This is a genomic window from Corynebacterium nasicanis, from assembly GCF_042658165.1.
GTDB classification, from domain to species: domain Bacteria; phylum Actinomycetota; class Actinomycetes; order Mycobacteriales; family Mycobacteriaceae; genus Corynebacterium; species Corynebacterium nasicanis.
On sequence record NZ_JBHSQE010000009.1, the window covers coordinates 1 to 19,874 of the forward strand.

General features: G+C 67.5%; 20 protein-coding genes and 1 pseudogene. 9 read left to right on the top strand and 12 right to left on the bottom strand.

Annotated features, from left to right (window positions below; all coding sequences use genetic code 11):
- Nucleotides 1–613 precede the first annotated feature (613 nt).
- On the bottom strand, nucleotides 614–985 hold the full coding sequence (locus ACFPUZ_RS08580) for a GntR family transcriptional regulator (RefSeq protein WP_377001511.1): 372 nt from the start codon (nucleotides 983–985) through the stop codon (nucleotides 614–616).
- Nucleotides 986–1,179: 194 nt separating this feature from the next.
- On the opposite strand from ACFPUZ_RS08580, the gene ACFPUZ_RS08585 reads away from it, so the two are divergent.
- Nucleotides 1,180–2,337 (top strand): NYN domain-containing protein, encoded by a 1,158-nt coding sequence (locus ACFPUZ_RS08585; RefSeq protein WP_377001512.1) that lies wholly within the window; start codon nucleotides 1,180–1,182, stop codon nucleotides 2,335–2,337.
- Nucleotides 2,338–2,344: 7 nt separating this feature from the next.
- Here the strand turns inward: ACFPUZ_RS08585 and ACFPUZ_RS08590 are convergent, their stop codons facing one another.
- Both ACFPUZ_RS08590 and trxA read right to left on the bottom strand, forming a co-directional pair.
- Nucleotides 2,345–3,196 carry a PspA/IM30 family protein gene (locus ACFPUZ_RS08590; protein WP_377001513.1) on the bottom strand — a complete coding sequence of 284 codons (852 nt, stop codon included), beginning with the start codon at nucleotides 3,194–3,196 and terminating at the stop codon, nucleotides 2,345–2,347.
- A 123-nt stretch (nucleotides 3,197–3,319) separates the two neighbouring features.
- Nucleotides 3,320–3,703, bottom strand: a complete 384-nt coding sequence (gene trxA, locus ACFPUZ_RS08595; protein WP_377001514.1) for a thioredoxin — start codon at nucleotides 3,701–3,703, stop codon at nucleotides 3,320–3,322.
- A 156-nt stretch (nucleotides 3,704–3,859) separates the two neighbouring features.
- On the opposite strand from trxA, the pseudogene ACFPUZ_RS08600 reads away from it, so the two are divergent.
- From ACFPUZ_RS08600 to ACFPUZ_RS08615, 4 genes and pseudogenes are all read left to right on the top strand, one after another.
- Nucleotides 3,860–4,006: pseudogene (locus ACFPUZ_RS08600) on the top strand (cation transporter); the annotation flags it as partial.
- Nucleotides 4,007–4,054: 48 nt separating this feature from the next.
- Nucleotides 4,055–4,255: a heavy-metal-associated domain-containing protein gene (locus ACFPUZ_RS08605; RefSeq protein ID WP_377002243.1), complete on the top strand. Its 201-nt coding sequence runs from the start codon at nucleotides 4,055–4,057 to the stop codon at nucleotides 4,253–4,255.
- Between the two features lie 39 nt (nucleotides 4,256–4,294).
- Nucleotides 4,295–6,490 carry a heavy metal translocating P-type ATPase gene (locus ACFPUZ_RS08610; protein WP_377001515.1) on the top strand — a complete coding sequence of 732 codons (2,196 nt, stop codon included), beginning with the start codon at nucleotides 4,295–4,297 and terminating at the stop codon, nucleotides 6,488–6,490.
- A 38-nt stretch (nucleotides 6,491–6,528) separates the two neighbouring features.
- Nucleotides 6,529–7,869 carry an MFS transporter gene (locus ACFPUZ_RS08615; RefSeq protein ID WP_377001516.1) on the top strand — a complete coding sequence of 447 codons (1,341 nt, stop codon included), beginning with the start codon at nucleotides 6,529–6,531 and terminating at the stop codon, nucleotides 7,867–7,869.
- On the opposite strand, the gene ACFPUZ_RS08620 is transcribed toward ACFPUZ_RS08615, so the two are convergent.
- Entirely contained in the window at nucleotides 7,829–8,017 is a 189-nt protein-coding gene (locus ACFPUZ_RS08620) for a hypothetical protein (protein ID WP_377001517.1), read from the bottom strand. The genes ACFPUZ_RS08615 and ACFPUZ_RS08620 overlap by 41 nt on opposite strands.
- Before the next feature lie 170 nt (nucleotides 8,018–8,187).
- Between ACFPUZ_RS08620 and ACFPUZ_RS08625 the strand changes: the two genes are divergently transcribed.
- Nucleotides 8,188–9,348: an MFS transporter gene (locus ACFPUZ_RS08625; protein ID WP_377001518.1), complete on the top strand. Its 1,161-nt coding sequence runs from the start codon at nucleotides 8,188–8,190 to the stop codon at nucleotides 9,346–9,348.
- 6 nt (nucleotides 9,349–9,354) lie between these two features.
- Here the strand turns inward: ACFPUZ_RS08625 and dnaB are convergent, their stop codons facing one another.
- The 8 genes from dnaB to ACFPUZ_RS08665 form a co-directional block, all read right to left on the bottom strand.
- On the bottom strand, nucleotides 9,355–10,812 hold the full coding sequence (gene dnaB, locus ACFPUZ_RS08630) for a replicative DNA helicase (RefSeq protein WP_377001519.1): 1,458 nt from the start codon (nucleotides 10,810–10,812) through the stop codon (nucleotides 9,355–9,357).
- 524 nt (nucleotides 10,813–11,336) lie between these two features.
- Entirely contained in the window at nucleotides 11,337–11,789 is a 453-nt protein-coding gene (gene rplI / locus ACFPUZ_RS08635) for a 50S ribosomal protein L9 (protein WP_377001520.1), read from the bottom strand.
- Nucleotides 11,790–11,853: 64 nt separating this feature from the next.
- Entirely contained in the window at nucleotides 11,854–12,441 is a 588-nt protein-coding gene (locus ACFPUZ_RS08640; RefSeq protein ID WP_377001521.1) for a single-stranded DNA-binding protein, read from the bottom strand.
- A gap of 65 nt (nucleotides 12,442–12,506) precedes the next feature.
- Nucleotides 12,507–12,794 (bottom strand): 30S ribosomal protein S6, encoded by a 288-nt coding sequence (gene rpsF / locus ACFPUZ_RS08645; RefSeq protein WP_377001522.1) that lies wholly within the window; start codon nucleotides 12,792–12,794, stop codon nucleotides 12,507–12,509.
- Nucleotides 12,795–12,919: 125 nt separating this feature from the next.
- The gene (locus ACFPUZ_RS08650) at nucleotides 12,920–13,120 is read right to left on the bottom strand and encodes a hypothetical protein (RefSeq protein ID WP_377001523.1); all 201 of its coding nucleotides are present in this window, start codon (nucleotides 13,118–13,120) and stop codon (nucleotides 12,920–12,922) included.
- Entirely contained in the window at nucleotides 13,117–14,484 is a 1,368-nt protein-coding gene (locus ACFPUZ_RS08655; RefSeq protein WP_377001524.1) for a glycosyltransferase family 87 protein, read from the bottom strand. The genes ACFPUZ_RS08650 and ACFPUZ_RS08655 overlap by 4 nt, the downstream gene beginning before the upstream one ends.
- The gene (locus ACFPUZ_RS08660) at nucleotides 14,485–16,662 is read right to left on the bottom strand and encodes a transglycosylase domain-containing protein (protein WP_377001525.1); all 2,178 of its coding nucleotides are present in this window, start codon (nucleotides 16,660–16,662) and stop codon (nucleotides 14,485–14,487) included.
- Between the two features lie 105 nt (nucleotides 16,663–16,767).
- On the bottom strand, nucleotides 16,768–17,139 hold the full coding sequence (locus tag ACFPUZ_RS08665) for a DUF5318 family protein (protein ID WP_377001526.1): 372 nt from the start codon (nucleotides 17,137–17,139) through the stop codon (nucleotides 16,768–16,770).
- Nucleotides 17,140–17,267: 128 nt separating this feature from the next.
- Here ACFPUZ_RS08665 and ACFPUZ_RS08670 point away from each other — a divergent pair, with 128 nt between their 5' ends.
- The 3 genes from ACFPUZ_RS08670 to ACFPUZ_RS08680 are packed head-to-tail and all read left to right on the top strand — an operon-like array spanning nucleotide 17,268 to nucleotide 19,863.
- On the top strand, nucleotides 17,268–18,359 hold the full coding sequence (locus ACFPUZ_RS08670) for an inositol-3-phosphate synthase (protein WP_377001527.1): 1,092 nt from the start codon (nucleotides 17,268–17,270) through the stop codon (nucleotides 18,357–18,359).
- A 40-nt stretch (nucleotides 18,360–18,399) separates the two neighbouring features.
- Nucleotides 18,400–18,861 carry a MarR family winged helix-turn-helix transcriptional regulator gene (locus tag ACFPUZ_RS08675; protein WP_377001528.1) on the top strand — a complete coding sequence of 154 codons (462 nt, stop codon included), beginning with the start codon at nucleotides 18,400–18,402 and terminating at the stop codon, nucleotides 18,859–18,861.
- 51 nt (nucleotides 18,862–18,912) lie between these two features.
- Nucleotides 18,913–19,863, top strand: coding sequence for a universal stress protein (locus ACFPUZ_RS08680; RefSeq protein ID WP_377001529.1), 951 nt, complete (start codon nucleotides 18,913–18,915; stop codon nucleotides 19,861–19,863).
- Nucleotides 19,864–19,874: the final 11 nt, after the last annotated feature.

Below are 19,874 nucleotides of genomic sequence, written 5' to 3' on the forward strand. Positions count from 1 at the left end.
CAGCACACCACCACCCCACAAGGGCAATGATGAAAATGATTGTCCAAAAAAAATACAAACACCCCAACCAACCAACAGGCCAGTCAAGACATGTTCGCGTCTATCACATGTGACCCCCACCTCGACGAGGAGAGAAGAAGCCACACAAATATACTCATGCGATCATTAAGATCATGCTTGCACCACAACAACTCACACCAAGAACAAGCCTCAGTGCGCATTATTTACAGTGACACCCTGTTGACAAGGTACCACCCGGCACACACCCACCAACCCGAAAACACATCCAGGCCAGCCGGCACACACAACCAACAACCACAAACAAAAGTACATTGGCACACTATTGAGTTCTCACACAACAACCGCACACCCGATTCACACCACTTGTCGTGGCGCTGCTCTGAGCGACGAGTTAGAAACTTAATCAACCGGACCGACTGAAGTCAAATCCCTGCAGATCTTGTTCTGTCAGGGCCTGTTTTCCTACCGCCTGCTCACATTCAGCCTCTCTCTCGGAGTTGCTGTCTGCGGGGCGTTGTCGGTCGCGCTGACTCACATAAAGTTACACACTGCGCTGTACCAACACAAATCCCCAGGTCAGTACCCATATCGATCACCGATAAAGCCCCCTGCTTTCCGCTACAGCGTCGATGAGGTGGCGAATGTCGGCGCGGGTGAAGTCGAGCTTCACGGCTTCGTCGATAAGCGGGACGAGATAGTCGCCGGCGAACTCTTCGCGGCGGCGCGCGAGGATGAGGTCGCGGGCGCCGGCGGTGACGAACATGCCGATGCCGCGTCGCTTCTCCAGGACCCGGGAGTCGACGAGGAGCGTCATCCCCCGGCGGGCGGTGGCGGGGTTGATGTCGTGGAAGTCCGCCAGTTCGTTGGTGGAGGGTGCGCGGGAGCCGGCGGCGAGGCTGCCGTCGACGATGGCGTCCTCGATGAGTTCGGCGATCTGCCGGAACAGGGGCGCGGTGGCATCCATCGCGAACCTCCTTGGTTGGTTAGTTAGCCTACTGACGAACCTATCCCAGAGATAACAAGTTGGCTACCGCGCACCCCTCGACCTGCGGGTTCACCCTGAAACCCCTGCCCGGCATCGACGTGTCGCACTGCTTTGAGGCATGCTGGTAGGGAAGAAAAGCAACTTAGGATACGAACAAACAGAAATTAGGAGCCATGCTTGAGCGCACACTTGTCTTCGTCGACACCTCTTACCTCCTGGCGAGTTTCTACAACTCCTGGGAAACAGGTGCCCGTGCACAATTAGAAATCGATCTGCCCGAGGTGGTCAACGTCCTCGGCGGCATGATCCAGAACCAGCTGCAGCAGGCGATTCACCGTCAGCTCTGGTACGACGGCATCCCCGACACCGGTCCGCACCGTTATCAGCGGGCCTTGCGTACCTGCGACGGTGTGCAGCTGCGCGCCGGCCAGCTCATTGAGTGGGGTGAGCGTCGCACGCAGAAGGCGGTGGACACCCGCCTCGTCGCCGACATGGTCGTCGCGGCCTGCCGCCAGCAGGTCTCCGACATTGTCCTGGTCTCCGGCGACGCCGACATGATTCCCGGCGTCCACGAGGCCACCAACCACGGCGTGCGCGTGCACCTCTACGGCTTCGGCTGGGACTCCATGTCCTCCGCTCTGCGCCACGCCTGTGATTCCACGACGATCCTCGACCCGCGGGAGGACTTCGCGGAGGCCATGCAGCTGCAGGTCCTCGAGGGCCCGCTGCCGCCGGTCGTCCGCGAACGTCCGCTCGCGGACGCCGAGCCCATCGAGGAGCTCGGCATGACGGAGGTCCCCAGCCCGGGTGACCTCGCTCCCGCGGAGGCGGCCGACGCCCCCCTCGCGCCCTGTTCCGAGAAGGAGACCCCGGAACGCACTTTCGCCCCGGCCAATCCGGTCTCGCAGGCGCCTTCCCCCGTGGAGGCTGCCGTCCGGGAGGCCAGTGAGGAGGACCAGGAGCCAGCTTCTCCGAAGCCGAGCGCCCCGAAGCCGTCCATGATGGCGCCGCGGCGCAAGCTGCGTTCCCGCTACGTGCCGCTGCCGGAGGAGGTCTGGTCCTCCGCCGGTTTCCAGACTCCTTTCGACGTCGGGCAGCAGTACGCGACCTGGTGGTACGAGAATGCCGCCACCACGGAGCAGCGCGATTCCGCGCATCTGCTCTCGGGTGGCGGCCTGCCCCCGGAGATCGACCGTCCGCTGCTGCAGTTCGCCTGCGAGACTCTCCACGAGTACACGCTGAGCGAATCGCAGCGCGTCAACCTCCGGGACGGGTTCCACTCGGGGATCCGCGGCGTGCTCATCAACTTCCGCCGCGAGGTCCGCGAGTAGTTACGCCCTACTTATCGACGTCGCCGGGCTCCTCGGGGATCATCCCCTCCCCGGCGGCGTCGGCTTTTGCCTGCTCGTCGGATTCCTCGACCGGCTCGGCGTCGACAAGCTCCGGCTGCCCCGGCTCCTTGTCGCCCTGGGTGAGTTCACCGGCGAGGGAGGCGCGGATTTCCGCGAGACGCGCGGCTGCCTTCATGTCCGTACCGGCGCTGGTGATCTCCGCCATGCGGTCACCGACGGAGTGCTGGGTGAGTTCCTGCGCGCCGAGGGCATCGGCGTAGCGCTTCTCGATCTTGTCGCGCACCGCGTCCAGGGTGGGCACGTTGCCGTCGGGACGCAGCTCCTGCATGGAGTCCATGGCCCGGGTCGCGGTCTCCTGCATGGCGGCCTGGTCGGCCTGGGCACGGAGCTGGTCGATCTGCGAGAGCTGCTCGCGAAGGCGGGCCTCCGACTCCAGCTGCTGCCGGGTGGCCTGCTCGGCGTTCTGGCTGGCCTGGGCGTGCAGCTGCTTGGTCTCCTCGAGCTGCTGCTCCACGGCGACCAGCTGGGAGGCGAAGATCTCGGCGGTGTTGTTGTACTCCTGCGCCTTCGCGGCGTCTCCCGCCTGCGCCGCCGCCTGCAGGGCCGTGCGTGCCTGGTCCTGGAGCTGCTGCTGGGAGGTGAGCAGCCGGTCGAGCTTCATCTCGAGCTGCTTCTGGTTGCCGATGACGGCGGCCGCCTGCTCGGTGATCTGCTGGTGCTGGCGCTTCGCGGCGTCGGTGGCCTGCTGGATCTGCACCTTGGGATCGGCGTTCTCGTCGATCTTGGAGTCGAAGGAGGCCATGAGGTACTTCCAGCCCTTGGACAGGGGATTCGGCATGCGGGGGTCTCTCTTTCTTAGATCGGTTCCTTAAGACTGGAGTTTAGAGAGAAATCCCCGCTGACGTCGGCACGCACAAGGCCCGGCCCCCGCGTGGGGAGCCGGGCCTGGAAAGCGCGGAGGCTACTGGCCTTCAGCGTCGCGGGCGGAGTTCGCCTCGGCGACCTGGCGCCGGACGTCATTCATGTCGAGGCCCTTGACCTGCTCGATGAGGTCCTCCAGGGCGGCCGGGGGCAGGGCGCCGGCATCCCGGTAGACCATGATGCCGTCGCGGAAGATCATGAGGGTGGGGATGGACTGGATCTGCAGAGCGGCGGCGAGACCCTGGTGGGCCTCCGTGTCCAGCTTTGCGAAGGTCGCGTCCGGGTGACCCTCGGAGGCGGCCTCGAAGGTGGGGGCGAAGGCGCGGCAGGGGCCGCACCAGGATGCCCATGCGTCGACGAGCACGATACCCTCGCCGGTCACGGTTTCTTCGAAGGTGGCTTCGGTGACATCAATGGTTGCCAAGGGATACTCCTGAGAAGTCGTTTTGTATGGTCTTACGTATGGCCGCAGCGATGCGGCGACGTTCTACTCAACCCTACCTGGCCGTCCCTTTATTCCCGCGGGATGTTTCGGCCGGAAAGAAGGATTTCCATGATCAAGAACTACGTTGTCGAGGGCATGCGCGACGATGCCTCCCGCGCCGCAGTGGAGGAGGAGATCAATGCGATCCCGGGCACCCAGGGCGTCGATGTCGATCTCGCCTCCGGCCGGGTGGCGGTGACCGGCGAGGAGATTTCCGACGGACTGGTCGCCCGCGCCGTCGAGAATGCGGGGTACCGTCTGAAGGACACCGAGATTGAGGAGAGGATTCCCATGGCAGTCAAGAACTACCAGGTCGAGGGTATGACCTGCGGCCACTGCGAAATGTCCGTCCGCGAGGAGGTCGGCGAGGTCGCCGGTGTCTCGCAGGTCGAGGCCTCGCACGAGACCGGCACGGTCACCGTCACCGGCGAGGGCTTCACCGACGCCGACATCACCGCCGCCGTCGAGGAAGCGGGCTACCGGCTGGCATAAGCCCTTGCCAGATACCCCATAGGGGTATATTCTCGGGGTATGGACACCCTGGAACTCGGCGTCACCGGCATGACCTGCACGTCCTGCTCCGGACGCGTCGAACGCAAGCTCAACAAGGTCGACGGGGTGGAGGCGACCGTCAACTTCGCCACCGAGACGGCCTCCATCTCCTACGACCCCGCCAAGACCGACCCGGCCGCCCTCATCGACGTGGTGCGCGGCGCCGGGTACGACGCCGTCGCGCTCACGCCGGATGAGCCGGCCGAGGAGCCGGCGGAGGGGGCGTCGGCAAGCACGGACCTGCAGCGCCGCCTCCTCATGTCCGCGCTGCTCACCGTCCCCATCGTCGCGCTGAGCATGATCCCCGCGCTGCAGTTCACCCACTGGCAGTGGGCGGTGCTGACGATGACCACCCCGGTGTTCTTCACCGGCGGTGCCCCCTTCCACCGGGCGACGTGGATCAACCTGCGGCACGGCTCCTTCACCATGGACACCCTCATCACGCTGGGCACCTCCGCCGCGTACCTGTGGAGTCTGTGGGCGCTCTTCCTCGGCAACGCCGGCCACGCCGGGATGACGATGGAGATGCACCTGTTCCCCGCGGACACGACGATGGACGAGATCTACCTGGAGACCGCCGCCGTCGTCATCACCTTCCTGCTGCTCGGGCGCTGGTTCGAGACCCGCGCGAAGGGACGCTCCTCCGCGGCGCTACGCGCCCTGCTCGACATGGGCGCGAAGGATGCCGCAGTCCTCCGCGACGGATCCGAGGTCCGCGTGCCGGTCCGTGACCTGGCCGTCGGCGATATCATCGTCGTGCGCCCGGGAGAGAAGATCGCCGCGGACGGCGTCGTCGTCGAGGGCGCCTCCGCCGTCGACGAATCGATGCTCACCGGCGAATCCGTCCCCGTCGAGGTGGCCCCGGACTCCCGGGTCACCGGCGCGACGATCAATGCCTCCGGCCGCCTGCTCGTCGAGGTCACCCGGATCGGCGAGGACTCCACCCTCGCCCAGATGGCCCGCCTCGTCTCCGACGCGCAGTCCCGCAAGGCGCCGGTCCAGCGCCTCGTCGACCGCATCTCGCAGGTCTTCGTGCCGGTGGTCATCGTGGTGGCGCTGCTCACCCTGGGCACCCACCTGCTGCTGGGCCACGGCCTCGCCCCGGCGTTCACCGCCGCCGTGGCCGTGCTCATCATCGCCTGCCCCTGCGCCCTCGGTCTGGCAACCCCCACCGCCCTGCTCGTGGGCACAGGCCGTGGTGCCCAGCTCGGGCTGCTCATCAAGGGGCCGGAAGTTCTGGAATCCACCCGGCGCGTGGACACCATCGTCATGGACAAGACCGGCACCGTCACCGAGGGGGCGATGTCCGTCACCGACGTGACCGCCGCCCCCGGTGTCGACGCCGCGGAGGTCCTGCGCCTCGGCGCGGCCGTCGAGGCCGGATCCGAGCACCCCATCGCCCGGGCCATCGTGCGCCGGGCCGGGGACCAGCTGCCCGTGGTCAGTGACTTCGCGAACGAGGCCGGCCAGGGGGTGCGCGGCGTGGTGGAGGGCCGGGCCGTGAGCGTCGGGCGGCCCGCGGGCACCCTCGAGGATTCCCTGCACTCCGCCTTCACGCAGGCCCAGGAGCAGGGCGGCACCCCGGTGGTGATCAGCCTCGACGGGCGGCCGGCGGGCGTGGTCACCGTCCGTGACACCGTCAAGGCCACCTCCGCGGACGCCGTCGCGGCCCTGCGCGAGCTCGGCATGACCCCCATGCTGCTCACCGGTGACAACGCCGGGGCCGCCCGCGCCGTCGCCGCCGAGGTGGGCGTGGATCCGGCGGACGTCATCGCCGAGGTCATGCCCGACGACAAGGTGGCGGTGATCGCCCGCCTGCAGGAGGAGGGCCGCACCGTCGCCATGGTCGGCGACGGCGTCAACGATGCCGCGGCCCTGGCGCAGGCCGACCTCGGTCTGGCGATGGGGGCCGGCACCGACGTGGCCATCGAAGCCTCCGACATCACCCTGATGAACAACGATCTCCGCTCCGCCGTCGACGCCATCCGCCTCTCGCGACGCACCCTCGGCACCATCAAGGGCAACCTGTTCTGGGCCTTCGCCTACAACGTGGTGCTCATCCCGGTGGCGGCCCTCGGTTTCCTCAACCCGATGCTGGCCGGCGTGGCCATGGCGTTCTCCTCCGTGTTCGTGGTGACGAACTCGCTGCGCCTGCGCGGGTTCCGGGCCTCCTGAGCAGTGAAGTCGAGGGCGTGCGGGTTTAAGATCAACGCATGAACCACTCACTGACCCGGAACCAGCGGCTCGACCGGCTGCCGGTCACCGCCAAACACCGGAAGCTGCTGCTCGGTTCCGGCATCGGCTGGGCGCTCGACGCGATGGATGTGGGCCTCATCTCCTTCATCATGGCCGCCCTCGCCGTCCACTGGGGCCTGTCCCCCACCCAGACCTCCTGGCTGGGGTCCGTCGGCTTCGTCGGCATGGCCCTCGGCGCCACCTTCGGCGGTCTGCTGGCCGACCGCATCGGGCGGCGCCAGGTCTTCGCCCTCACGCTGCTCGTCTACGGACTGGCCACCGGCGCCTCCGCCCTGGCGGGCAGCCTCGCGGTGCTCATCGCCCTGCGTTTCGTCGTCGGCCTCGGCCTCGGCGCGGAGCTCCCCGTCGCCTCCACCCTCGTCTCCGAGTTCTCGCCGCGCCGCTTCCGCGGCCGCATGGTGGTCATCCTCGAGGCGTTCTGGGCCGTCGGCTGGATCACCGCGGCCCTCATCGGCTATTTCGTGGTCACGTCGTCCGACTCCGGCTGGCGCTGGGCGCTGGCCCTGGGCATGATCCCCACCTTCTACGCCCTCTACGTCCGCCACGGACTGCCGGAATCCGTCCGCTTCCTCGAGGACAAGGGCCGGCACGAGCAGGCCGAGGAGGTCGTCGCCTCCTTCGAGGCCGAAGTCGACGACCGCGAACTGCAGCGTATCGACGCCGCCGAGACCCGCCGCCTCCGCGATCTGCCCCGCGAGGACTTCGCGGACGCCACCTCACTGTGGGCGCGCGGCCTGCGGGGACGCACCGGCGCGCTGTGGATCGTCTGGTTCTGTGTCAACCTCTCCTACTACGGCGCCTTCATCTGGATCCCCTCGCTGCTCGTGGCGGACGGCTTCACGCTGGTGAAGTCCTTCCAGTTCACGCTCATCATCACCCTCGCCCAGCTGCCGGGGTACGCGGTGGCGGCGTGGCTCATCGAGAGCTGGGGGCGGCGCCCCACCCTGGCGACCTTCCTGGTCGGCTCGGCGGCGTCGGCACTGTTTTTCGGCACGGCCTCCACGGAGACGACGATCATCGCCGCCGGCTGCCTGCTGTCCTTCTTCAACCTCGGCGCCTGGGGCGCGCTCTACGCCATCGGCCCGGAGCTCTACCCCTCCCACATCCGGGGTGCGGGCACGGGCGCGGCCGCCGGTTTCGGGCGCATCGCCTCCATCATCGCCCCCCTCATCGTGCCGCCGATCCTGTTGTGGGGAGATTCCATCGCCCTGTTCGGCCTCTTCTCGGCGGCCTTCGCGGTGGCCGCCGTGGCCACCCTCACCCTGCCTGAGCAGCGCGGTAAGGTCCTCGACGACTGAACAAGCGCTCCCTGAGGCTGGGACGGCGCGCATGTGCGAAGTCCTCCAGGTAGCGGGGCACCGCCAGGATGGTGGCCTGCTCGGTGCGCTCGACGCGGATGGCGGCGTTCAACGTGACGGTGCGGGGGTTGAATGCGCGGGTAGTCATGATGTGCCTTCCTGGTGCTCGGTTTCTGCTGACGAGACTAGTGAATATCCGCAGCTCAGACCACATTGTTAAGCCAAACCTAAGTTATGGCAGCCTTATATAGGCACCCCTGGAGGGCCCCACGTCGCCTACACTGTGCAGACAATCACAGATAACACCTAGGAGGTCGAGTGGCGGCAGCAGAGCAGCGTACCTGGCTCCGGGTCGGCCTCGGCCTGTTCGTGGTGGCCTTCGGCGCGAACATCTTCGCCCCGCTCCTGCCCTCCTACCGGGACGCCGCCGGCCTCAGCCAGTCGCAGGTGACCTTCCTGCTGGCGATCTACGTCGTGGGACTCGTCCCCTCGCTGCTCATCGGCGGCCCCCTCTCCGACATCAAGGGACGACGCGCCCTCATCCGCCCGGCGCTGCTCGTCGGCGGTGTCGGATCGATCGTCCTCGCCTGCGGCGCGGCGGGATCCTTCCTCGCCCTCAGCGTCGGGCGCTTCATCGCGGGCGCCGCCATCGGCCTCATCATGGCGGCGGGCGCGGCCTGGCTGCAGGAGCTCTCCGCCGGTCCGGCGCATATCGGGGCCCGTCGCGCCACCATCGCGCTGTCGCTCGGCTTCGGCGGCGGTCCCCTCGTCGCCGGGCTCATCGCGCAGTTCCTGCCCCATCCCAACGTCCTGCCCTACCTGGTGCACCTCGTGGTGCTGGCGATCATCGCCCCGCTCGTGTGGCGGACCCCGGGGGGAGCCGCGCAACCCGACGCCGAGCGCCGCCCGATGTTCTCCCGGAGTGTGCTGTCCCGCGACTTCACCTGGTCGGTCGCTGCGTGGGCGCCCTGGGGATTCGGAGCGGTGTCGACGTCCTTCGCCATCCTCCCCGCGCTGGTGCACGCCCACCTCACGTGGCCGGTGGCGTTCACCGGCATCATCGTGGCCGTGACGATGGGCACCGGGGTCGCCATCCAACCCCTGGCCACCCGCTTCGGCTCCGACCTGGTGCCGCCCGCCATTCTCGGCCTCGGCTTCGTCATCGCCGGCATGCTCCTGTCGGTCGCCGTCGCGTGGACGGAGTCACCGTGGCTGGTGTTCCCGGCGGCGGTACTGCTCGGCGCGGCCTACGGCATCATGATGGTCTCCGGGCTCCGCGAGGTGCGGCGGATCGCCCCGCCCCGGGAGCTCGGCGCAGCGACGGCGGTGTTCTACTCACTCACCTACATCGGCTTCTTCGCCCCGCTGACGCTGTCCTACCTCGGACCGGCCGTGGGCTACCCGACGGTGTTCGTCGTCGGCGCGCTCATCGCCGCGGCGTCGATAGTTCCGGTCCTCCGCATCGTCCGCGAACCCTGAGCCCGCTCAGCCGCGGGCCATGTCCACGAAGCGGGAGTAATGAAGCTGGTGCGCCACTGTCACGGTGTCAATCGGCCCGCCACGGTGCTTGGCCAGGATGACGTCCGCCTCACCCGACCGGGGATCCTCGCGGTCCTGGGAATCCGGGCGATAGAGCAGCATCACCATGTCGGCGTCCTGCTCCAGCGAGCCGGACTCACGGAGGTCGGCGAGCTGGGGGCGCTTGTCCGTGCGGGACTCCGGACCACGGTTGAGCTGGGAGATGGCCACCAGCGGCACGTCGAGCTCCTTCGCCAGCAGCTTGAGCTGACGGGAGAACTCCGAGACCTCCTGCTGGCGAGACTCCACCTTCTTGCCGGAGCTCATGAGCTGCAGGTAGTCGATGACGATGAGCTGCAGGTCATGCTTCTGCTTGAGGCGCCGCGCCTTGGAGCGGATCTCCATCATGGTGAGGTTCGGGGAGTCGTCGATGAACAGCGGCGCCTCGGAGATCTGGCCGACGCGGTTCGCCAACGTCGTCCAGGCCTCGTCGGTCATGCGGCCGGCGCGCATGTCGGAGAGCTTGATCGACGTCTCGGCGGACATGAGGCGCATGACGATCTCCGACTTGCTCATCTCCAGGGAGAAGATGGCGGAGGCCTTGCCGTGCTTGATCGAGCAGGAACGCATGAAGTCCAGCGCGATCGTGGACTTACCGACGCCCGGTCGCGCCGCCACGATGATCATCTGCCCGCCGTGGAGGCCGTTGGTGAGGTTGTCCAGATCCACGAAGCCCGTGGGCACGCCCTGGGCGAGACCGCCGAGGTTGGCGATGTTGTCGAGCTCCTCCATCGTCGGTTCGATGATGTCGGCCAGGACGGCGTAGTCCTCGGTGTCCGACTTCTGCGCGATGGAGAAGACCGCCTGCTGGGCCATGTCGAGCACGGTGTCGACTTCCGCACCTTCGTTGCCCTCGTAGCCGAGCTGGACGACCCGCGTGCCGGCGTCGACCAGCCGCCGCAGAATCGCCTTCTCGGCCACGATCTCGGCATAGTAGCGGGCATTGGCGGCCGTCGGCACCGAGGAGATGAGGGTGTGCAGATAGGGCGCGCCACCCACGCGCTCGAGATCGTTGTGCCGGTCGAGGCGGCCTGCGACGATGACGGGGTCGATGTCCTTGCTCTCCCCGAAGAGGTCGATCATCGCGGTGTAGATCAGCTGGTGGGCCGGGTGGTAGAAGTCCTCGGGCGAGAGGTCACCGATGATCTCCACGACCGTGTTGGGGCTGAGCAGCATGGCGCCCAGCACACCCTGCTCCGCCTCGCGGTCGTGGGGCGGCTGGCGGTACTCGCTGAACGCCGCCTTCCGCCGCGGGGCGGAATCCTGGAACGCCGGGACCAGGTCCCCGCCGCCGTCCGGGTGATCCGGCTCGGACGGCGGCACGTAGTCGTCGTCGAAGCTGGCGCCACCGAATCCTGAAGTCATGAATGGCAGTCTAGTCGTGGGCGCGGCGGGTAGAAATCGGCGGCGGGAGCCCTGTGGACAACCCTTCCTGAGGCATGCTTTCCGCGGGCTATTCCACAACGATTCCGGGCTCCGAACACCTGGTTATCCACACGTCCTGTGGATAACTTCAGGTTAAGGGACGTCATCGCCCTCCCGCCGCCCCGCAGGGCTGTGGACAACGTGTGGACAAACTCACCCCACCGCCCGCACAAGAACCACATCGACCCAGGTCAACGCACGAAAGGCCCCCTGTGGACAACCCCGGGGATAACGTGCATAACCCCTCCCGCCAGCACTTTTCCCGCCCCCGCCGGAGCCCGTTCCACGCAACGCGGCGGCAACCCCCGGGCAACCACAGCGTGGCCACCAGGTGAATCATCCCCAGTTCTCCACAGTTGTCCACAGCAACAAAAAGGTCGACGCCCCGCGGTTCACGTTCCGCGGGGCGTCGACAAGCTGTTGTCGTTGGGCCGGGTCAACCCCGACCGTCGTCAGGCGTAAAATTACGCGGCGACGACCTCGAAGTTGATCTTGCCGGTCACGTCGTCGTGGAGCTTGACGATGACCTGGTAGTTACCGGTCTTCTTCACGAGACCCTTGGGCAGCTCAATGGTGCGCTTGTCCAGGGTCGGGCCGCCGGCCTTCTTCACTGCGTCGGCGATGTCATCGGCCTTCACGGAGCCGAAGAGCTTGCCGGAGTCGGAGGAACGGACCTGCACGGTCACGCCGGACAGCTGCTCGAGCTGCTCACGGACCTCGCGGGCGTGGTCGAGGTCGCGGATGGCGCGAGCCTCCTGGGCACGCTGAATGCCCTCGATCTGCTTCTCAGCACCACGGGTGGCCACAATGGCCAGGCCGCGGGGAAGCAGGTAGTTGCGTCCGTAACCGTTCTTGACCTCGACGACGTCTCCTGCGTCACCGAGGTTCTCAACGGCAGCGGTGAGGATCAGCTTCATGATCCCTGCCTTTCGTTGTTCATCCCTGTCGGGAAAGTTCTGTTGAGTGGGAGATTCTGCTCGCTCAGAACGGAGGCTCGTCATCGGCTGCGCCGCCGAAACCACCGGCCGGCGGGGCGGAGCCCCACGGGTCGTTGGCCGGCTGCTGGGACTGCTGGGGCTGGCTGAAACCGCCCTGGTACTGAGACTGCTGGGGCGCCTGCTGCGGCGGGGCCTGCTGGCCACGCTGCTGCTGCTGTCCTCCGAAGTTGCCGCCACCGCCACCGAAATTGCCGCCACCTTCACGGGGGTTGCGGTTGATCTGGGCGGAGGCGAACTTCAGGGAGGGGCCGACCTCGTCGACCTCAATCTCCATGACCGTGCGGTTTTCGCCTTCCTTCGTCTGGTAACTGCGCTGCTTGAGGCGGCCGCTGACGATGACGCGCATCCCCTTGGAGAGGGATTCGGCCACGTTCTCGGCTGCCTGGCGCCAGACGTTGCAGGTGAGGAACAGGGCCTCGCCGTCCTCGTACTGCCCGGTGTCTCGGTTGTAGACGCGGGGAGTGGAGGCGACGCGGAAATTGGCCACCGCCGCACCCGAGGGGGTGAAGCGGAGTTCAGGGTCGGCGACGACATTGCCGACGACGGTGATGGGGGTATCTCCAATAGCCATGTTCTTCTTACCTTCCGTTGACGGGCCCGGGTGACAGGAGTGTTCCTGGCACCCAGTATCCGTTCTTAAGCGTCGGTGCGCAGAACCTTGGTGCGCAGGATGGAGTCGTTCAGGTTGAGAACGCGGTCCAGCTCGAGGACGGTCGCAGACTCGCACTCGAGGTTGACGACGGCGTAGATGCCCTCATCCTTCTTGTTGATCGGGTACGCAAGACGGCGCTTGCCCCACACATCAACCTTCTCGACCTTGCCGTTGTCCTTGCGGACATTCTCAAGGTACTTATCCAGGGACGGGGCGACGGTGCGCTCATCCTGAGACGGATCCAGAATGATCATGATTTCGTAGTGACGCATCGACCTCATCACCTCCTATGGTCTAGTTTTGTGGTTCGGCCACGCCCCTTTGGGCGTGACAGGAGGGTCTGTTGCGTCAAGCAACCCCAGCAGCGTACCGCAGCCGGGGTGGAAAGAGTTAATCGTCAGCGGGTGACGTCGCCCGGCATCGTCGCGAAGAAGACGGCGAGGATGACCGGGATGACGGTGACGAAGAAGAACGCGGCGATGCCGAAACCGACGGACCAGCCCACCGGCTTCTTGTTCATGAAGGTGTGGAACGCTGCGGCGATGCACAGGAAGCCGATGACGATGGACACGATACCGACGATGGTGACGGAGTTCATGACTCCACCATAGAGCCCCGCCGGGCCCGGATCTGCCGCACCACCAGCGCCGTCATGACGCCGAGGAGGATGAGGCGGGTGAGGAGCGCGGCGTCGAGAAGCCCGGAGGGGATGCCCATCTCATTGCTGCCGAGCATGTGCCACATGAGCAGCGGCCACACGAGCGCGTCCACCACCATCCAGGACAGCAGCAGGCGCCAGCGCGGCAGGGCCAGCACCGCCGGGATGAGCAGCCACAGCGAGTACTGCGGCGACCACACCTTGTTGAACACCAGGAACGCCACCACGATGAGGAAGATGAGCTCCACCGCCCGGGGGCGCGCCTGCGCCCGCAGGCCGAGGACGAGGATGCCCAGGCAGGCGGCCGCGAAGAGCCCGAAGGAGACGACGTTGAGGGCGGGCACCGGGAGTGCGGGCAGGAAGGTGTTGCGGTCGATGATCGCGTAGATGGTGGTCCACTCGTAGCCGCGCTCGCTGTTGAGGCGGAGGAACTCGCGCCAGCCCGCGGGGTAGGCCAGCATCACCGGCACGTTGAGCGCCAGCCAGGACACGGCGGCCACCCCGAGCATGCGCAGGAAGGGCCCCAGGCGCCGGTCCCGCAGCGCGAGCACCAGGTAGGCGCCCAGCAGGTACAGCGGCCACAGCTTGAAGGCCGTGCCCAGCCCGATGAACAGGCCGGCCAGGCCGAACCTGCTTCTCGACGCCGCGTGCATCGCCGCCACCGCCAGCGTGATCGAGGGGATGTCCCAGTTGGTGAAGGCGTGGACGATGACCAGCGGGGAGGCGGCCACGAGCACGACATCCCAGATGCGGTGGCCCGCCAGGTCCGCGACGAGGCGGATCGCCAGCACCCACAACGCCGACATGGCCAGCGCCGTCAGCGCGAAGTACCAGGCGGCCTCCGGGATGGCCCAGCCGGTGGCGTCGAGAAGCGGATAGGTCACCCGCGTGACGGTGGCCACCAGCCACTGGAACAGGCCCGCCAGCACGGGATACTCCAGGTAGCGGGTGACATCGCCCTCCACCCAGGAGAAGGCGTAGGGGAAGCCGCCCGCGTCCAGACCGCGACCCCCGTAGAGCGGGGTGATGTCGTTGTAGCAGGCGGCCAGGTACTGCCGGTTGCCGGACCAGTCGAGGAAGACGGATCCGTCCTCGGCGCGGGCGCCGCCCAGGCAGGGGGCCTTCGCCAGGAACCCGAAGGAGAGGAACACCAGGGAGACGAGGACGAGCACCCGCAGTGGGGTCCACCAGCGTTGGCGGCCCACCGCCGCGAACCGGCCCACGGGCCCGCCGAGAAAACCGACGAATCCCCGGGCGACCGATTCGGTCAGCGCCGGGGAACGACGTGTGCGGAGGGAGTCCACCTAGGGGAGGTTGATGGTCACGCCGGGCAGGATCTCCATGGTGTCCGGCAGATCCGGCACCGGGATCGGGGCGGGGGCCGGCTCCGGGGCGGGTGCGGGCTCCTCCTCCGTGGGCTCCGGCTCCTCCTCCGGCGCAGGGGCGTAGGTGGTGGCGGGCGCCGGCGGGGCGGGCATGTAGCTCAGGCCGTTGCCGCCGGCCGGGATGCCGGTGCCGAAGTTGATGGGGCCCGGGGTGGCGAAGTACTCGATCTCCTTGCCCTCGAGGGCGCCGTCCATGGAGGCCTTCCAGATGGAGGCCGGGGAGCCGGAGCCGAACATGTTGCCGCCCCAGGCGTTGTAGATCGCGGAGGTGTTGTCGGCGGTGCCCACCCACACGGCGGTGGCCAGCTGCGGGGTCGCGCCGATCATCCAGGCGTCCTTGTTGCGGCCGGTGTCGCCCAGCTGGGCGGTACCGGTCTTGGAGGCCGAGGGGCGGCCCCCGGCCAGCGCGTTGCCGTTGGAGTACGCGGCGATCGGCTGCATCGCGCTGAGGAGATTGTCGGCCACGACCTCGGAGACGCGGCGCTCGCCCGCGCCGGCCTCGTGCTGGAAGAGCACCTCGCCGGTGGAGGTCTCGACCCGCTCGACGAAGTAGGTTTCGTGCCACACGCCCCGGTTGGCCAGGGTGGCCAGTGCGGTCGCCATGTCGAGCGGGCGGGACTGGTACTGCCCGAGGATGATGCCGTCGTAGGGCTGGGCGCCGTTCTCGGTGAGCGTGGCGGGCACGCCCGGCAGCGACTTCGCCATGCCCAGCGCGTGGGCCATGTCGGCGGTGTCCTGGGTGGTGTTGTTCAGGTCCTCCTGCAGGCGGATGAAGCTGGTGTTGAAGGACTGCTTGAGGGCCTCGGCCAGGGTGGAGTAGCCCGCCCCGCCGCCGTCCCAGTTGGTCACGACGATGTTGCCGGGCAGCGCCACCGGGGAGGAGTCGTACACGGCGGACAGCGGGATGCCCTGCTGGAGGGCGGCGGCGAGGCCGAAGATCTTGAAGGTGGATCCGGTCTGCAGGGCGGCGTTGCCGTAGTCCCAGCCGGCGGCGTCCTCGCCGCCGTAGTAGGCGCGGACCGCGCCGGTGCCCGGCTCCACGGAGACGACGCCGGCGCGGGCATCCTCCTGCAGGGAGGACAGGTTGTTGCGGACGGAATCGACCGTGGCGTTCTGCGCCTGCATGTCGATGGTGGTGGTGACGCGCAGACCGCGGGTGGTCACGTCGGTCTCGGTGATGCCGATCTTCTCCAGCTCCGCCATGACGTGGTTCTTGATCATGCCGTTGGTGCCGGTGGCCTCGGTGTAGGCGGAGTAGGCGGCCGGGTCGCGGGTCTCCGGGTACTGCATCCCGGCGCGCTCCGCGGCGGGCAGGACACCCATCTCGACCATGCCGTCGAGGACGTAGTTCCAGCGGGACTGCGAGCCCTCCGGGTTGGTCCACGGCTCGAGCTGGCTCGGCAGCTGGATGGTGGCGGCCAGCACGGCGCCCTCCTCGGGGGAGAGCTGGGAGACCGGCTTGTCGAAGTAGGCGTGGGAGGCCGCCTCGACGCCGTAGGCGTTACGGCCCAGGTAGACGGTGTTGAGGTAGGCGGCGAGGATCTCCTCCTTGCTCCACTCGTTGGTCATCTTCACCGAGTACACCAGCTCGCGGGCCTTGCGGACGTAGGAGTGCTCGTCGCCGACCAGCGCGTTCTTCACGTACTGCTGGGTGATCGTGGAACCACCACCGGCCGAGGGGTTGCCGGTGAGCTGGCCGATGACGGCGCGGCCGAAACCGGTGAAGGAGAAGCCCTGGTTGGTCCAGAACTCCCGGTCCTCGGCTGCCAGCACCGCGTTCTGCAGCTGCTCCGGCACCTCCTCGAGCGGCACCTGGCGGCGGTTGCCCTCCGGCGGGACCACCCGCGCCAGCTCCGTGGAGGAGTCCGAGGCGTAGATGGAGGAGACCTGCGCGGAGGTCAGCTCCTCCGGCTCGGGCACGTCGAAGGTGACGTAGGCCACGAGGAACACGCCCAGGGGGAGGAGGATGAGGGCGGCGAGAGCGCCCAGCACGGCCAGCAACCAGGGCCGGCGACGCTGCCCCTTCGCGGAGCGCGCTCCCTTGGCCTGCGAGCTGCCCGACGTCGAGCTGGAGCTGGAGTTCTGCTTGTCTGACACGTGTTGTCCCCGCTGTGATCACTGATGACGGTTGTTACACCCGTGAACACTACTGTCCCGACGCCCGGTTGGGGAATCTTTCCGCAGGTTCGGGGCGTGGTTTCGCTATGTTGTGGCCGTCACAGCGGTGAGGAGGTGGTTCCAGTGGCAGCGCGGGCAGACCTCCACGGTGTGCACGGTCGCCTCCTTCCCGGTGGCGACGATCCGCGCGATCTCCTCCTCGCTGCGGGCCGTCCCCGCCATCCGCCCCAGCTGTTCCCCGTGGATCCAGCGGACGATGCGCAGATCCTCCGCGCCGCACACGGGGCAGGGATAGCCCGCCGGGACGCCGTGATATTCGGCGGCGGTGCGCAGCAGGAAGTCGGCGTCGCACACCTCCTCGCGGCTCGCCTCCCCCGCCCGCCAGCGGCGCAGGAGCTCGGCCCGGGCGAAGCGGTGGGAGACCTCATTGCGGTAGACAACTCTTCTGCCGGTCACGGTGTCAGTGTACGGACCGGAGGGCGGCGGGCTTCTGGATCGATACCGGGAGGACCCGATCCCTGGTTTGCACACGCGACAACATACGATGGACCGTTGAATCACCTGACACAAGGAGTGAACGGAATATGAGCAAGGTTCGCGTGGCAATCGTCGGTGTGGGCAACTGCGCCGCATCGCTGGTCCAGGGCGTGGAGTTCTACCGGGACACCCCCGCCGACGGCAAGGTGCCGGGCCTCATGCACGTGCAGTTCGGTGACTACCACGTCGCGGACGTCGAGTTCGTCGCCGCCTTCGACGTCGATGCCGCCAAGGTGGGCACCGACCTCGCCGACGCCATCGAGGCGTCCCAGAACTGCACCATCAAGATCGCCGACGTCCCCGCCACCGGCGTCACCGTCCAGCGCGGCCCGACCCTCGACGGTCTGGGCAAGCACTACATGGAGACCGTCGAGGAGTCCTCCGAGACTCCGGTCGACGTGGCGCAGGCGCTGCGCGACGCCGAGGTCGACGTCGTCGTCTCCTACCTGCCGGTCGGTTCCGAGCAGGCCGACAAGTTCTACGCCCAGGCCGCCATCGACGCGGGCTGCGGCTTCGTCAACGCCCTGCCGGTGTTCATCGCCTCCGACCCGGAGTGGGCCCAGAAGTTCGTCGACGCGGGCCTGCCCATCGTCGGCGACGACATCAAGTCCCAGGTCGGTGCCACCATCACCCACCGCGTCATGGCGAAGCTCTTCGAGGACCGCGGCGTCCGCCTCGAGCGCACCATGCAGCTCAACGTGGGTGGCAACATGGACTTCAAGAACATGCTCGACCGCGACCGCCTCGAGTCGAAGAAGATCTCCAAGACGCAGGCCGTCACCTCCAACCTGGTGGAGTCCCCGCTGGCCGGCAAGGTCAACGACCGCAACGTCCACATCGGCCCCTCCGACTACGTCGAGTGGCTCGACGACCGCAAGTGGGCCTACGTCCGCCTGGAGGGCACCGCCTTCGGCGAGGTCCCCCTCAACCTGGAGTACAAGCTCGAGGTGTGGGACTCCCCGAACTCGGCCGGCATCATCATCGACGCCGTCCGCGCCGCCAAGATCGCCCTCGACCGCAAGGTCGCGGGTCCGGTGCTGCCCGCCTCCGCGTACCTGATGAAGTCCCCGCCGGTGCAGATGGGCGACGAGGACGCCCGCGCCCAGCTCGAGGCCTTCATCATCGGCGCCGAGGACTGAGCAATCGGTTTCCCGGGCAAACGCGTCTACTATGGTCCTCATGACTGAACCGACTCCTGAGGACATCGCCGCCCGGATCCGTCCGGCAATGACGAAGCTGTACGTCATGTACTTCCGCATTGCCGAACAGTCCGACCTGACGGGCCCGCAGCTGTCGATCATGGCGCGCCTGCAGAACAACGGCCCCTCGCGGATCAGCCAGATCGCCCGCGAGGAAGGCATCCGGATGCCGACGGCCTCCAACGCCCTCCACCAGCTGGAGCAGCGGGAGCTGGTCGAGCGCATCCGGGACGAGCAGGACCGTCGCGGCGTCCGCGTGCAGCTCACCCGCCTCGGCGAGAGTGAGCTGCAGCGCGTCGGCGAGGAGCGTACGAAGTACCTCGCCGAGATGCTCGGCACCCTCTCCGAGGAGGATCTGGCCCAGGTGAGTGAGATGACCGACATCATCAACAAGCTCGCGGACAACTACGGCGCCGACCTCATTGACACCCACCAGGGCTAAACAGGGATAATGGGATCTGTGCATCCCCGTCGACCCCCCACTCTCCACTGAATGGCATCTTCTTTCATCGCTGCCGCTGAGGCACCCGCCCGCATCCTCGTCGCCTGGCGCCCCGACTCCCCCGGCACCGAAGCCATCGACTTCGCCGCCTGGCTGAGCCGCACCACCGACGTGCAGATCCGCGTCGTCTCCACGCTGACGCGCCCCTGGCCGGCCTCCTCCTTCAGTCGCCTCGGCGGCAAGTACCGCAAGTGGTTCCTCAAGCAGGCGGAGGCCTGCGAGGCGGCGGTGAAGCGGGCGTTGAACAACGCGGGCGTCGATAAGCAGCACTGGGACGAGAACTTCTCCCTCTTCCTCGACGGCCCCTCCGAGTCCGTGCTCATCAGCGAGGCCGCGACGGATTTCGACGCCCACCTCATCATCCTCGGCTCCGACGCCGCCGCCCCGAAGGGCCGCTACATCGCCGGCTCCACCGCGGATGCCCTGCTGCACTCCTCCCCCATCCCGCTGGGCCTGGCCCCCCGCGCCGTGCGGCTGTCGAAACGCGGGGTGACCCGCGTCAACTACGCCTTCCTGGAGACCGAGATCGACGAGAACGATCCCTCCCTCCACTACGCGGCCCACCTCGCGGACATCTGGGACATCACCATGCGGATCCTCGCGTTCTCTCCCTCCGGCATCGCCGACCAGGCCTTCCACGACAAGCTCGACTTCTCGCGCGAGCTTATCGACGAATGGCGCGAGCACTCCCTCGCCGTCCTCGACCGCAGCCACGACGTCGTCGCGGACCAGCACCCCGACCTGTCGGTGGAGTCCGACATCGGCTCCGGCACCGGGTGGGCCGGCGCCATCGACGCCCTCAAGTGGCGCAAGGGAGATCTGCTCATCCTCGCCTCCACCCCGCCCGGGCCGCTGGAGCGCGTGTTCGTCGGCTCGACCGCCACGGAATTCCTCCGCCACGTGCACATGCCCGTCATCATTCACCCGACCGTCCGGAGTTGACGCGCGGTCTA